Source organism: Wolbachia endosymbiont of Drosophila nikananu (assembly GCF_028981865.1).
Taxonomy (GTDB): Bacteria; Pseudomonadota; Alphaproteobacteria; order Rickettsiales; family Anaplasmataceae; genus Wolbachia; species Wolbachia pipientis_B.
Genome location: NZ_JAPQLL010000007.1, coordinates 1 through 13,336, shown reverse-complemented (window position 1 = coordinate 13,336; position 13,336 = coordinate 1). Strand labels below are relative to the sequence as shown.

At 34.2% G+C, this 13,336-nt stretch carries 13 protein-coding genes and 1 pseudogene; 7 read left to right on the top strand and 7 right to left on the bottom strand.

The window, feature by feature from the left end; all coding sequences use genetic code 11:
* Positions 1-121 precede the first annotated feature (121 nt).
* Together glyA and OZD67_RS00495 are read right to left on the bottom strand one after the other, a co-directional pair.
* The gene (glyA, locus tag OZD67_RS00500) at positions 122-1,399 is read right to left on the bottom strand and encodes a serine hydroxymethyltransferase (protein WP_182183554.1); all 1,278 of its coding nucleotides are present in this window, start codon (positions 1,397-1,399) and stop codon (positions 122-124) included.
* Positions 1,371-2,606: an MFS transporter gene (locus OZD67_RS00495; protein WP_182183552.1), complete on the bottom strand. Its 1,236-nt coding sequence runs from the start codon at positions 2,604-2,606 to the stop codon at positions 1,371-1,373. The genes glyA and OZD67_RS00495 overlap by 29 nt, the downstream gene beginning before the upstream one ends.
* A gap of 486 nt (positions 2,607-3,092) precedes the next feature.
* Here OZD67_RS00495 and OZD67_RS06135 point away from each other — a divergent pair.
* Positions 3,093-3,577: pseudogene (locus OZD67_RS06135) on the top strand (hypothetical protein).
* A gap of 53 nt (positions 3,578-3,630) precedes the next feature.
* Here the strand turns inward: OZD67_RS06135 and OZD67_RS00490 are convergent.
* Together OZD67_RS00490 and hemE are read right to left on the bottom strand one after the other, a co-directional pair.
* On the bottom strand, positions 3,631-4,824 hold the full coding sequence (locus OZD67_RS00490) for a pyridoxal phosphate-dependent aminotransferase (protein WP_182183550.1): 1,194 nt from the start codon (positions 4,822-4,824) through the stop codon (positions 3,631-3,633).
* A gap of 69 nt (positions 4,825-4,893) precedes the next feature.
* Entirely contained in the window at positions 4,894-5,910 is a 1,017-nt protein-coding gene (gene hemE, locus OZD67_RS00485; RefSeq protein ID WP_182183548.1) for a uroporphyrinogen decarboxylase, read from the bottom strand.
* Positions 5,911-6,312: 402 nt separating this feature from the next.
* On the opposite strand from hemE, the gene OZD67_RS00480 reads away from it, so the two are divergent.
* The gene (locus tag OZD67_RS00480; protein ID WP_182183546.1) at positions 6,313-7,131 is read left to right on the top strand and encodes a transporter associated domain-containing protein; all 819 of its coding nucleotides are present in this window, start codon (positions 6,313-6,315) and stop codon (positions 7,129-7,131) included.
* A gap of 63 nt (positions 7,132-7,194) precedes the next feature.
* Here the strand turns inward: OZD67_RS00480 and OZD67_RS00475 are convergent, their stop codons facing one another.
* Positions 7,195-7,548 carry a hypothetical protein gene (locus OZD67_RS00475; RefSeq protein WP_259346664.1) on the bottom strand — a complete coding sequence of 118 codons (354 nt, stop codon included), beginning with the start codon at positions 7,546-7,548 and terminating at the stop codon, positions 7,195-7,197.
* 5 nt (positions 7,549-7,553) lie between these two features.
* On the bottom strand, positions 7,554-7,847 hold the full coding sequence (locus OZD67_RS00470; RefSeq protein WP_182183544.1) for a hypothetical protein: 294 nt from the start codon (positions 7,845-7,847) through the stop codon (positions 7,554-7,556).
* Between the two features lie 133 nt (positions 7,848-7,980).
* Here OZD67_RS00470 and purM point away from each other — a divergent pair, with 133 nt between their 5' ends.
* Complete coding sequence (purM, locus tag OZD67_RS00465; protein WP_182183543.1) at positions 7,981-9,018, top strand: phosphoribosylformylglycinamidine cyclo-ligase; 1,038 nt, start codon at positions 7,981-7,983, stop codon at positions 9,016-9,018.
* Here the strand turns inward: purM and purC are convergent.
* A complete protein-coding gene (purC, locus tag OZD67_RS00460; protein ID WP_182183541.1) occupies positions 9,015-9,737 on the bottom strand; it encodes a phosphoribosylaminoimidazolesuccinocarboxamide synthase in 723 nt (240 codons plus the stop codon). The two genes, purM and purC, sit on opposite strands and share 4 nt — an antisense overlap.
* Positions 9,738-9,811: 74 nt before the next feature.
* On the opposite strand from purC, the gene trmD reads away from it, so the two are divergent.
* The 4 genes from trmD (at position 9,812) to OZD67_RS00440 (ending at position 13,209) form a co-directional block, all read left to right on the top strand.
* Positions 9,812-10,522 (top strand): tRNA (guanosine(37)-N1)-methyltransferase TrmD, encoded by a 711-nt coding sequence (trmD, locus tag OZD67_RS00455; RefSeq protein WP_182183539.1) that lies wholly within the window; start codon positions 9,812-9,814, stop codon positions 10,520-10,522.
* Positions 10,506-10,883, top strand: coding sequence for a 50S ribosomal protein L19 (gene rplS / locus OZD67_RS00450; RefSeq protein ID WP_182183537.1), 378 nt, complete (start codon positions 10,506-10,508; stop codon positions 10,881-10,883). The genes trmD and rplS overlap by 17 nt, the downstream gene beginning before the upstream one ends.
* Positions 10,884-11,154: 271 nt before the next feature.
* Positions 11,155-12,405 carry a PstA family ABC transporter permease gene (locus OZD67_RS00445; protein ID WP_182183535.1) on the top strand — a complete coding sequence of 417 codons (1,251 nt, stop codon included), beginning with the start codon at positions 11,155-11,157 and terminating at the stop codon, positions 12,403-12,405.
* Between the two features lie 6 nt (positions 12,406-12,411).
* Positions 12,412-13,209 (top strand): phosphoribosylformylglycinamidine synthase subunit PurQ, encoded by a 798-nt coding sequence (locus OZD67_RS00440; RefSeq protein WP_182183533.1) that lies wholly within the window; start codon positions 12,412-12,414, stop codon positions 13,207-13,209.
* Positions 13,210-13,336 lie beyond the last annotated feature (127 nt).

The window sequence follows — 13,336 nt, the reverse complement described above, 5'->3', positions numbered from 1 at the left end:
CTTGCTGTTTAATCTGCACAGATGAAGATAACTGAATACCTTCACTATCATGATAAGGGGGCTGGTGGAGTTTGTCAAGTGATTTTTGTCTCTCCATGCTACTTGGATGATGCCACATAAATTAATAAATAGGAAAACTACTACAAATCCTTTCAACTTTAGTTTTTGCTGCTTTTTCGACACTTGAGCTATTTCCGTTGATTAATCCCTGAATCACTTCATTTATTAAACTAGCTACTTCTTTAAAATTTTCTGCCTCAAGTCCGCGTGTTGTCTCAGCAGCGGTGCCAAAACGGAGCCCTGAGGTGATGGTTGGCTTTTCTGTATCAAATGGCACAGAGTTTTTATTGCAGGTAATGCCGGCCCTCTCAAGGCTATCTACAACGTCTTTTCCAGTTAATTTCTGCGATCTTAAGTCAACTAGCACTATATGAGAGTCAGTGCCACCGGTTATAATGTTGAGTCCATGCTTTTGCAATTCTTGAGCTAGTACTTTCGCATTTTCCACGATTTTCTTGCTATAAGTTTTAAACTCTGGCGCTAACGCTTCTTTAAATGCAACAGCTTTTGCAGCTATCACATGCATAAGTGGCCCGCCCTGCAATCCTGGAAAAACTGCAGATTGAATTTTTTTATGTAATGCTTCATCATTTGTCATCACCACCCCACCACGAGGACCCCGCAGAGTTTTATGAGTTGTGGAAGTCATAACATGTGCATATTCAGCAGGAGACGGATATTCACCTGCTGCAATAAGTCCCGCATAGTGAGCAATGTCCACAAGCAAATAAGCACCAACTTTATCTGCAATTTCGCGAAAACGTTTGAAGTCCATTTTCCTTGGATAAGCAGAAGCGCCAGCTATGATCAATTTGGGTTTATGCTCCAGCGCCAGCTTTTCTATCTCATCCATATCGAGCAGATAAGTGTCTTTGTTAACTGTATACTGAATTGACTTAAACCACTTACCAGAAAGGCTAGGTGCTGCACCATGAGTTAGATGGCCACCACAACTCAGTGATAATCCAAGTATCGTATCGCCCGGAGTAAGCAGTGAAGCAAATACCTCCTGATTTGCCTGAGAACCAGAGTGAGGTTGAACATTTGCAAACTTAACACCAAACAGCCTACAAAGCCTCTCTATAGCCAGATTTTCAACTTCATCTACATAGTCACAACCACAATAATATCTTTTACCAGGATACCCTTCTGCATATTTATTAGTCAGAAAAGAGCCCTGCGCTTCCATCACTGCTTTACTTGCAAAGTTTTCTGATGCAATCAGTTGCAACTGCGACTTTTGACGCTGCAATTCTTTCTCTATAGATTGATAAACTTCATTATCAAAAGACTTCAGACTATTTTTAGAGTCACAAATCCTTTCTGAAACACTTGTCATAAGAACTTTTCTTTAACCACATAAATCCAAAAACAGCTAAAAGCAAACATACAGGAATAATTGATATTGCTTTTACTAGTAACTCAGTACCATACACAGGATTTCCTTGTACTACCATTCCATTCCAACATAAATCTATTATTTTTGCAATTCCTGTATGAAAAAAATAGCCAAAAACCATAACTATCATGTTTGATATAGCTGTGGCTAAGCCTACCAAGTTACTGTTCACATAACTTATTGCTTTGTAAATAGTAATTACCTGATACCCAGACGCAAAGCCGATAACAAGAAGTGCAGGTAGTGCAATATATAAACCACCAGCTTGCGTGAAAAGTAAGAGGAAGCTAGCAATCATAGCAAAAGAACACGCAATAATCACTTCATAATGTTTGTCTGGATATTTCTCGAGCAAGTAAGCTAAAAAGAATGATCCAGTTCCCATACCTATAAACATAAGTGAAGAAAGTGAAGATGCCAGATCTCCGGTCATTTGATATGCTTCACATAAGAACGCTTTTGCCCAACCATCAGCAAAACCTTCTAGTGGCCCAACCATTAAGCCACCAAAAAAACTGATTAGAATGATATGTTTGTTGAAAAGCACAGTTTTTAAATCTTGAAATATATTGTCACTTGCACTTTCTTCTGAACTACTGCTTGGTGTTATTAAAACCAACAGCAGAGCAAGCAAACAACCAAACGCCGAGAAAGTGTATATAACATAATTCCAAACAAACTTATTGAGCAAGAAGTCTAGAGGTAATCCACCATAAACAGCTCCTAGTAACCCTATTACTATAGACAAGCTAGCCATTCTTGCTGATTTTTCTTGTGAAAAATACATACTTGCAACTTTGAAGAGCCCAATTGCTGAAGCAGATGATCCAATTCCGACAATTATTCTACCAAGTATTGAGTAATACCACTCATCAAAACATATCAGCGGCAATGTCCCAGTAAATGTCAAGACAATGCATGCAGGCAAAACAAACCTTGGCCCAAATCTATCAAGAGCAAGACCAACAGGTATGTGAGCAAGCGTATAGCCTATATAATACAGCCCACCAAACTGACCAACGTCTGTAATACTTATGTTGAATTTCGTTATTAACTCAGGCGCAATTATGTTTGGAATTACGCGTAATATATATTGGTATGCATAAAACAGTGACGCCAACAACCAGATTAAAAAATTCCTCTGCAATACTTTACCCCAAAGCTAGTATTATAGATACTCTGTTTATAGAAAACAATATTTTTATGAATACTTATTTTAATTTACCGGAATTTTATACAGTTGAACTCATAGCCAACGTAAGTAGTTTATGCATTAACTAAATTTTCCAGGTTCAAGTTTGGATGATGGAAAAAGTTCACTTTTTCTATTTTTAAAAGAGACCTTTTATTTTACTTATAATTTTTTCTACCATATCTACAACTGGCTCATGAATAAGGTATATGAAAAAATTACACCACAAATGATAAGTATATTTATGATTTTGCCCTTATTCATCTTTATCTTAAGCTTTAGTTTTGTTATAAAGTCCATTTTATTTACGCTTTTATTTTGTGATAAAAATTATACTTTAAATAATATAATTTTTAGTAAAACTTAGCTTTAAGAACATCTTAGTTAACCTAATATTAACCTTTTCGCGTGTAAAATATAATATAAAAGCAAGGTGAGTGAATGAGCATAAATACAATAGACAATACACTGCAAAACTACATAACAAAATGCATCGAGCAAACATTCGCAGCACACACAGGCAATAGACATGACAAACTGTACAGGAAACTTTAAACGACATAGAAGAGATAATAAAACTTACTGTAAACGAGGCAAAACATTATGATAAAAGCCTAAAAGAAGTACACAATGATCCAAGATTTAATAAGAAATTTGTTCAAGCTTTCGCCAAATACCAGGTATTAGAATTTTTAAATACTCACTTAAAAAAGAAAGAGATCGTTGCAGAGTTTTATAATGAACACCATATCAATAAAGGTGATTTAAAAATTCTGGAAGAGGGGAAAGATCTAATAGACAAAATAAACGATATTAATCTAGTTCAACAAAATGAAGAAAGTGAGGTGCTGAATATTAGAAAGACACTTGCTCACTCAATAAAAACGCCTTCCATAGAAAAATACAAGTTAGAACATTCAAGATAATCTTAGTGAATATTTTTGATGCGGTGAAATGGGTAATTTATGGATAGTCTATTTCATTTTAACTCCTGGCACGCTTTAGTAATACTACCACATCCAATTTCTAATTGTTCCTGAGAGGTTGCATAAGAAATTCTGACAAAATTTTCTAGACCAAACGCAATCCCTGGAACCACAGCAACTAAATGATCCTCTAGCAGGTATTCAGTGAAATCAAGATCATTATTTATTACTTTACCACTTTTTGTACTCTTACTGAGCAATCCTTCACACGAGACAAATAAATAAAATGCGCCTTGCGGAATGGATGCTGATAATCCCGGAGCAGAATTTAGTTTTTTCACCATAAAATCTCTACGATTTTTAAAAATCCTTGTTCTTTCTTTCAAAAAACTATGGTCACCGTTTAATGCTGTTGCTGCTGCTGCTTGTGCTATCGAATTTGGGTTAGAAGTGCTCTGAGACTGCAGCGTAGAGATGGCTTTTACTACATCACTTCTACCTGCAATATATCCTATTCTCCAGCCTGTCATTGCATAGGCTTTTGACACTCCATTGACTACAAAAACTCTGTTGTAAAGCTTCGGCTCAACCTGAGTGATAGTAAAAAACTTTTCGTCGTATATTATATGCTCATAAATATCATCTGTAACGACATTCACGTGTGGATATTCAAACAATATTTGTGCTATGTCTTTCAATTCATCATATGTGTACACAACTCCTGCAGGATTGTTCGGTGAGTTAAGAATTAACCATTTAGTCTTTTTAGTTATCCTGCTTTTCAATAATTCCGCTGTCAGTTTAAAATTTTGTTTACATTCCACTACAACTGGTAAGCCCCCAAAAAGATTTACCATATCAACATATGAAACCCAATAAGGAGCTGGAATAATAACTTCATCTCCAGAGTTAATTGTTGCCATAAACAAATTGAATAACACCTGCTTAGCGCCGGTACCAACACAGATTTGGTTAAACGTGTACTCGAGGTTACTATCCCTTCTTAACTTATTAATTATTGCTTCTTTCAGCTCACGCGTTCCATCAACAGCAGTATACTTAGTTTTACCTTCACTTATTGCTTGAATAGCTGCTTTTTTTATATGATCTGGAGTATCAAAATCCGGTTCTCCTGCAGCTAAAACACAAATCTTTTTTCCTTCATTTTTCAACTTATTTGCCTTATCAGTTACAGCAATCGTAGGTGATGGTTTTATTAGGGACATTCTTTTTGCAAGGTCTGACATATCTTACTGAAGCTAAATTCAAATGATAAACCCTGTACAGCAAAAAAGCTAGGAATTTTGTGTATTGTATTAGCAGCTTTTTACTAAATTCACCAACGCAGTGATATTTTCAACTGGAGTATCAGGGAGTACTCCATGTCCGAGATTAAATATGAAGGGTGAATCTCTAAAGCAATCTATTATACGTTTTGCTTCTTTTATCGCTTCCGTTTTATTATAGGCTAAAAGATTAGGATCAAGATTTCCTTGTAGAGGGATTTTTAGATTCGCTTTCGCCCATTCTATTGGAACATCATAATCTATACTTACTGCAGATACACCTGTTTGTTCGCAGTAATTCTTATAAAGATTTCCAGCAGACCTTGGAAATCCTATTATTGGAAAATCAGAAAATCTATCCTTTATTGCCAAGGTAATTCTCTTTGTTGGTTCGATAACATATTCTTTAAACAATGGTTCCGATAATGCACCAGCATTACTGTCAAATAGCTGAATAACATCTGCTCCAAATTCTATCTGTTTAATTAGATAAATAATCGTTGCTTCCGTTATTCGTTCAATTATTTCCTTCAAATAAGAAGGATAAAAATTTAATACTTTGGAAAAAGTTTTGCTGCTTCCACCTTCTATGATATATGAAGCTACTGTCCATGGGCCACCAGCAAATCCTATAAGAGGCTTTTTTTTTGATAGCTGACTTCTGACTTTCTTTATAGCGTTTAGAATTGGTAAAATTTTAGCTTCAATGTCTTGTAGACTTTTCAATTCTTTAGGATGCTTTATAGGTTTTATTCTTGGGCCCACATTGCGCAGGAAATTCACGTCACAACCCAAAACATCAGCTATTATTAAAATGTCTGAAAAAATTATCGCTGCATCCACGTCAAATCTTGTCACCGGCTGTAACGTCAATTCTGTCACTAAATCTGTATTGTAGCATATCTCCATAAAATTATTCGTATTTTCCACTGCTTTGCGGTACTCAGGAAGAGACCTGCCAGCCTGACGCATTAGCCAAATAGGCACTCTTTCACCTGGCTCATTTTGTTTGATAACCTCTACTAGTGTTGTTTTACTGTTTTCCAATCTATTTTATCTATTCTTCTATATATTAAAGTATAGTAGTAATAATAGTTCTATCAACAACTTGTTACTAACTTAAAATTCAGTAAAAATTGGCGTTGTTTAATTTGTGGATAAATATGTTAAGAACTTCTGTATGCTATTGATTTTCTGTTATGATTTATGTGTATAAGTAAGATGTTCAGAGTGTCAGTAATTTTCTTTTATGGAAAATATTTTACCATCATGTATTGTTACATAACCATGTATATGTCGTTGAAAAAATTGTTGATCAATTGTTGGTATTTTATATTAACAAATAATTCACAAATTAATTTGACATTATTCACATGCTTATTAAACATTTAATAACAGTTTTCTTGATAAATCTGGTCTGAAAACGTTTTTGCCATTACAGGGAATAAATTGAGTAAAAAAAGAGCCTTAGTAGAAAAAATAGCATATGGAATTTTTCTTTTCCTTTTCAAAAAAGCTTCTGTATTGAAAAAGTGTGCGACTGAAGCATTAATGAAAGATCTGTCAGACCTTAATATATTTAATGGTCTATTAAAATTCCGCGATTGTGGTATAATGGATATAATGACTCCACGTACAGAGATATGCGCAGTAGATATTGAGTCAAGCGAGCGTGAAATAATAAAGAAGATAAAAAACACTTGCCACACTAAAATACCAATTTATAGAAATAACTTTGATAACGTAATAGGCTTTTTTTATGTAAAAGATGTTATTTTTAATAGGGATAAAAATTTTAATCTGAGAAATATTATACAAAGCGTAATATTTGTTCCGCCCTCGATGAAAACAACTAATCTTTTTGTTAGGATGAAATCTTCTAAATCATACTTAGCTATTGTATTGGATGAATATGGTGGAACTGATGGTTTAATTTCAATAACCGATCTTATAGAGGAGCTGATACCAAACATTGATAGTGAGAACGAAATAAATTCAGAATATACCATTACTGAATTGTCTCAAAATAAGTTTGAAGTGTCAGCAAGGATTCTTATAAAGGATATAGAAGAGGATCTAAAAATAGAATTACGTGACCCTGAAGAAGACTATGTTACACTTGGTGGTTTGATTCTTTCGATTGCTGGTAAAGTGCCTTCTGTAGATGAAGTCATTAAATATAAAAATGGTATGAAGTTTATCATCAAAGATGCAAATGAGCGCTACATTAATAAAATAGTACTAGACTTAAGTGATTACAAAAATTAGATTTGGTATCCCTTGTCGGTTGCCTTGAAACGAAGAAAAAGTTGTAATAACCAAATATGCAACTTAAGTTATAGTTAAACCTATCTCCAGCAAATTATTTTCGCAAGTACAATGCATTTCAGTGTTATAGTACTCTAATAATAAAGAGGTTATATGGATATTAATATCTTTTGTATTTAAATTAGTGTCATTTTTTTTGATTAATTTGTCTACTAATGATTTGCTTATCGGTTTGTGTTCATTTAGAATTTTTATAGTTAATAACATTTTATCTTCTGTTTGACTCAGTAAAACAGACACTAGTTCAACTTCCGCCACTGCACTGGCTATAGTTAGCACCATGTTAGAAATTATCTTATTTATCTTTTCAATTAAATCTTCCTTATTTTTTACAGAGTATGCATCTATTTTCCACATGAGCTTTACTTTTTTTTTAATAAGTAATTTTCGATATTAGATTTGGTCTGATCAAAGCTGTAATTATCTGCTGAAGAAGAATATGCCTGCTTCATAACTTTATGTTTATACATTAAATCATCAGAGCTTTCTTTAAGCAGCGACAATGCTTCCTTCTGTATGTCAGCATCATTCTTATCTATTACTCCAAGCTCTTCTAAGCTAAACATTATTCCATTCATAGAGTTAGCAAAGTCATGAAGCAGCCGTCCTGATAGCAGCTCTATTGTTAACAGTATGTTTTTGATATTTTTGTTCATTGGATAATTATAAATGATTTAAGTTACCCTATATTGATAAGCACATAATAGTCAATTAAAAGAAAGTTTCGTTGCACTTTTTATATCAAGGCATTAATATAGTATTAACAATTTTAAAATTTATAGAAGGATTATGAATACTTATATCAGATCAGGAATAGATCTTGAACTATATAACAAGCTAATAAAAGAAGTCAAGCCTATTGCTCAAGAAACTACTAGAGAAGAAGTAATCAGCAAGATAGGTTCATTTTCTGCGTTATTTGATTTTGCTGCACTAAGTAAGAAGTATGGCCATCCAGTACTTGTTTCCTCAACTGATGGAGTAGGTACGAAACTGTTGATAGCTCAAGAAGTGAATAGGCACGATACTATAGGTATAGATTTAGTTGCAATGTGTGTAAATGACTTACTTGCACAAGGAGCAACGCCTTTATTTTTTCTTGATTACTTTGCAACAGGCATTTTGAAAAAGGACATTTTATTATCTGTGGTCCAGGGCATTGCAAAGGGGTGCAAGCAAGCTAAAATAGCATTGGTTGGTGGAGAAACCGCAGAAATGCCTGGAATGTATGGTAATAATCACTATGACCTTGCAGGATTTGTGGTTGGTGTAGTTGATCGAAAGCAAATTCTTCCAAACTGTAGCATGATGAAAGCAGGTGATTATATAGTTGGCTTAGAGTCAAGAGGAATTCACTCAAATGGGTTTTCTTTGGTGCGCCATATTTTCAAAAGCTTAGGTATAAATTATAACGACTCATCTCCATGGAATAATCAGCTTTGGAAAGAAGTGTTGCTCGAACCAACAAAAATATATGTTGATTCTTTGTTGCCTATTATGCCAAAGGTAAAAGGCATTGCACATATAACAGGTGGTGGCTTGATAGATAATATTCCGCGGATTCTTCCAAAAAACTTATTTGCAAACATAGACATTAATTCCTGGAAATGGCCAGATATATTTTTATGGCTAACAAAGGAGGGTAAAATAGAGAAGAAAGAAATGCTAAAAACATTTAATTGTGGTATTGGCATGGTATTAATCGTAAGTCCTGAGAATATGCAAAACGTGAAAAATCATTTCCAAAAACGTGGAGAAAAAATTGAAATTATTGGAAAACTTGATGAAGCATGTAACCCTTCACTTGATAGAGTAGTATTTAGTTAATCTAACTTTACTGACAGTCTTTTTGCAACTTCTAGGTACGCTTCCTTTAAATCTCCTAAATTCAAACGAAAGACGTCTTTATCTAGCTTTTTATAAGTATTTTTATCCCATAACCTGCAGTTATCAGGGCTGATTTCATCGGCTAAAATGATTTTAGTACTGTCATTTATTAATCTGCCAAATTCTAACTTGAGATCAACTAAATATATACTTGCATTTGAAAATAGGTGGACTAAGATTTTGTTGATTTTTAAAGTTGTAGTTTTAACTTCATCCATTTCTTTGCTAGATAGCCAATCAAAATACAGTATGTGATTTTCATTCACCATTGGGTCGGCTAGGTCATCATTTTTGTAAAAAAACTCGATTATAGGAGATGTAAGTGCCTCACCTTCTTTGATATTAAAACGTTTGCAAAAGCTGCCAGCTACAGCATTTCTAACTACCACCTCAAGAGGTATTATCTTGAGCTTTTTGACTAGCTGTTCTCTTTCGTTTAGAGTTTTTATAAAGTGCGTGCTAGTTCCTGCTTCTTCAAGCTTTTCCATGATAAAAGCACTAACATGATTATTAATTATTCCTTTGCCCTCAATAATTTCATATTTTTTCTTATTGAATGCTGTAACATCGTCTTTAAAGTGCTGTATAACAGTTGATGAGTCTTCAGTTTCAATAATGGCTTTCGCTTTACCTTCGTATATTGTTTTATTCAGTGACATGCTTAATTTAACTATATATTATATCAATTTACTGTTCTTAGAGTATAGCTCCAAATAACTTAAAATAAACCTTAATGGCATTCAATGTTGCAATATTAACCATATTTCCAGAAATGTTCCCCGGGTTTTTGAACTATTCTCTTGCTGGAAAAGCATTAGAAAAAAAAATATGGAACCTTGAAGTAATAAATATTCGTTCTTTTGCGAAAGATAAACATTCAACTGTGGATGATGTTCCATATGGAGGTGGAGCAGGAATGGTTATGCGTTCTGATGTAGTTGGTGATGCAGTAGATAGTATGCTCTCTGTTCATAAAAACACTAAGTTTATTTACATGACTCCATCTGGAACTAAGTTTAATCAGAATATTGCCAGAGAATTATTAGAGTTTCCTCATATAACAATATTGTGTGGTCGATTTGAAGGTATTGACCAAAGGATAATTGATGCGTATACTCCATATGAATTAAGTATCGGAGATTATATACTTTCGGGAGGTGAGCCAGCTGCGATGGTGGTTCTCGATGCATGCATTAGACTTCTTCCAGGTGTAGTAAATAATTCCGATAGTATTATTGAAGAAAGTTTTAGTTATGATGGTGGTATGCTTGAATATCCTCAATATACTAGACCTGAGCAGTGGAAGGGATATAAAGTACCTGAGGTTTTGTTATCTGGCAATCACAAAAAAATAAGTGATTGGAGGCAGAAGCAGTCTCATGTTATAACAGAAAAGCGTAGGCCTGAATTATTGAATGGAGAGATAAATGACAAATTTACTTAAAAAATTTAACGAACAGCAAATGCAAGTGTTAGCTAAAGAAATACCAGAATTTCGTCCTGGCGATGATTTGAAGGTCACTTTTAAAGTAGTTGACGGTGTAAGTGAACGTATACAGATATTTGAAGGTGTATGTATATCAAAAAGGAACCGCGGGTTACATTCTTCTTTTGCAGTCAGAAAAGTGAGCCATGGAGAAAGTATAGTGTCTCAATTTTTTGTTTATTCTCCTGCACTGGTTTCAGTGCAAGTGACAAGAAAAGGAAAGGTTCGTAGAGCAAAACTGTATTATCTGTGCAAACTATTTGGAAAAGCTGCAAGGATCAAAGAGCGTACTACTTATGTTAAAAAGAAATCTAAATAGATACAAAAAGAAATCTAAATAGATACAATAGGAAGTGATGTCAATTGTGTCATCCCAGCACTTCCCAAGTGTCATCCAAGTAGCTGATACTGGGATCTACCTTATTCTATATCATGGGTGTTGTTTTTAGCATGGAGTCTGTTACCAATTGCCTGATTTGTAAATATTTTTATAACTGGATTCCAGTGTCAGCTGCTTGCATAACATCAACGGTTATTAAACTGGACGTTTGTATAGCTGTGGGCTTGACGATAGGATCTAGGAAAAATAAATGAGTATAAAGAAAAAATTCCTTAAATTACTTCAGTCAAGGCGTGTACATGCTCGTATAAAAAGGAAAAATAAAAAGAATAGAGCATTACGTTTTTGTTCTTTCACGGCACTAGTTATCTCACTTGGCTGTCCTGTGTGTATATTATTGAGTATATTAGTTAACTCTTACAGTGCCTTAACAGTAACGAAAATTTTATTGCCAGTTGAAATAAGTGCTGATCTTACTTTAACAAATAATCCTAGTGATTTGCGGTATAAGTCCATTGGCTTACTCAACGATTCTTTATGTAAGGTGTTTAAAGGAACTGATTTTAAAGACAGTGACGAAATTTTAAGTCGTAATTCTTACAAAGAACTAGAGAAATTTTTTTGTAAGAAAGTAAAAGATAGTGGTGAATATGAGATCTGGTTTACCGCGTCAAGTATAATCAATTCAATAAATAAAGATAAACATTTGAATGATCGTTATGCTAAATTACTTGATTGGCTAAAAGAAAAGAGGAGAGTGAAAAAATTTTTTAATAAGTCTTTATTCCTTAAATCTGACTCTCGTGAACCTGAGAATGCAGGGATTTTAGGGGCATTTATCGGTTCATTAATGACAATTATAGTGTGCCTAGCATTAGCATTACCAATAGGAATTATGTCGGGCATCTGTCTTTACGAATTTATGCCCAAAAATAGGCTAATGACTAATATTGTAGAAATTAGTATGAATAATCTTGCTGCAGTGCCTTCAATAATATTTGGTGTAGTGGGCTTAACTCTCTATCTTGGCATATTTGGGCTACCACGCTCTTCACCACTTGTTGGTGGAATGACTCTTTCATTTATGATGTTACCTAATATTATAATTGCAACAAAAAATGCCTTTGCGAATGTTCCTATTACGATAAAAGATGCAGCGTTTGCGCTCGGTGCACCTCACATCAAGGTGATATTAGATCACTCTTTACCGATTGCGTTACCAAGAATAATACATGGTACTGTGCTTGCAATTGCAAGGATTTTAGGTGAATCTTCTCCTTTACTTATGATAGGTATGGTGGCATTTATTGCTGATACACCTACGTCCTTTTTCGATCCGGCTACTGTTCTGCCTGTACAAATATACATATGGTCAAGTAGTCTTGAAATTGCATTTATTGAACTTGCTGCTATTGCAATTATAGCTTTATTATTGGTGTTATTTGCGTTAAATTTAGTAGTAAATTTTGTAAAAAAGAAATTCGAATTTTCTAATTTTTAGCAATTCATGAAAATCACAGTCCTATCTGGTTATGGCTTAAATTGCGAAAAAGAAACCGCATTTGCATTTATGGAATGCAGCAGAAAACTTGGTATTAGTAATATTGAAGTAAAAATCGTTCACATTAATGATATCATAGATAATCCAAGTGAACTGAAATTAAGCAATATACTTGCAATTCCAGGAGGTTTTTCCTATGGTGATGACACTGGTGCTGGTAATGCGTTTGCTTTACGTATTAAAAACAACTTGTTGGATGAGTTTCAAGAGTTTTTATCTCAGGACAAGCTGATTATAGGAATATGTAATGGTTGTCAGATATTGGTAAAATTAATTCCAGAGTTCTCTAGTCTAGCTTTAATCCATAATGATATAGGCAATTATCAATGCCGTTGGATTAGAGTGGAAGTTAATCCGCAGAGTAATTCTGTTTGGCTACGGGGTCTGAGTGAACTATATCTCCCTATTGCTCATGGGGAAGGCAAATTTTTTATGGATCAAGATATTTTGAACCAATTGATTGAGAGCAATTCCACCGCATTACGTTACATTGATGAAAATGGCAACTATGCTAACCTACAATTTCCTTACAATCCGAACGGATCTACATACGACCTAGCAGCTTTATCAGATAAAAGTGGAAGAGTGCTAGCTTTAATGCCCCATCCAGAGAGGGGAATATTTTTTACTCAGCAAGATAATTGGCCTCTTGAAAAAGAAAAGAGCAAGCGTTTAGGTATTGCTGTGCCAAAATATGGTGATGGAATGCTTATATTTGAAAATGCACTAAGGTATTTTTGTTAAAATTTATTGGTAGGGGTTTATGATCGAAATTATCTTCTGATATTGCAAAAAACTTGCTTGACAAGCCTCGCCAGCCCCCTTATCATGATAGTGAAGGTATTCAGTTATCTTCATCTGTGCAGATTAA

Coding starts and splice junctions, on each gene's coding strand:
- purC (WP_182183541.1), bottom strand. CDS start 9,737: ATGTCACTGAATAAAACAATATACGAAGGTAAAGCGAAAGCCATTATT.
- OZD67_RS00470 (WP_182183544.1), bottom strand. CDS start 7,847: ATGAACAAAAATATCAAAAACATACTGTTAACAATAGAGCTGCTATCA.
- OZD67_RS00475 (WP_259346664.1), bottom strand. CDS start 7,548: ATGTGGAAAATAGATGCATACTCTGTAAAAAATAAGGAAGATTTAATT.
- OZD67_RS00440 (WP_182183533.1), top strand. CDS start 12,412: ATGAAAATCACAGTCCTATCTGGTTATGGCTTAAATTGCGAAAAAGAA.
- glyA (WP_182183554.1), bottom strand. CDS start 1,399: ATGACAAGTGTTTCAGAAAGGATTTGTGACTCTAAAAATAGTCTGAAG.
- trmD (WP_182183539.1), top strand. CDS start 9,812: ATGGCATTCAATGTTGCAATATTAACCATATTTCCAGAAATGTTCCCC.
- OZD67_RS00490 (WP_182183550.1), bottom strand. CDS start 4,824: ATGTCAGACCTTGCAAAAAGAATGTCCCTAATAAAACCATCACCTACG.
- purM (WP_182183543.1), top strand. CDS start 7,981: ATGAATACTTATATCAGATCAGGAATAGATCTTGAACTATATAACAAG.
- OZD67_RS00445 (WP_182183535.1), top strand. CDS start 11,155: ATGAGTATAAAGAAAAAATTCCTTAAATTACTTCAGTCAAGGCGTGTA.
- rplS (WP_182183537.1), top strand. CDS start 10,506: ATGACAAATTTACTTAAAAAATTTAACGAACAGCAAATGCAAGTGTTA.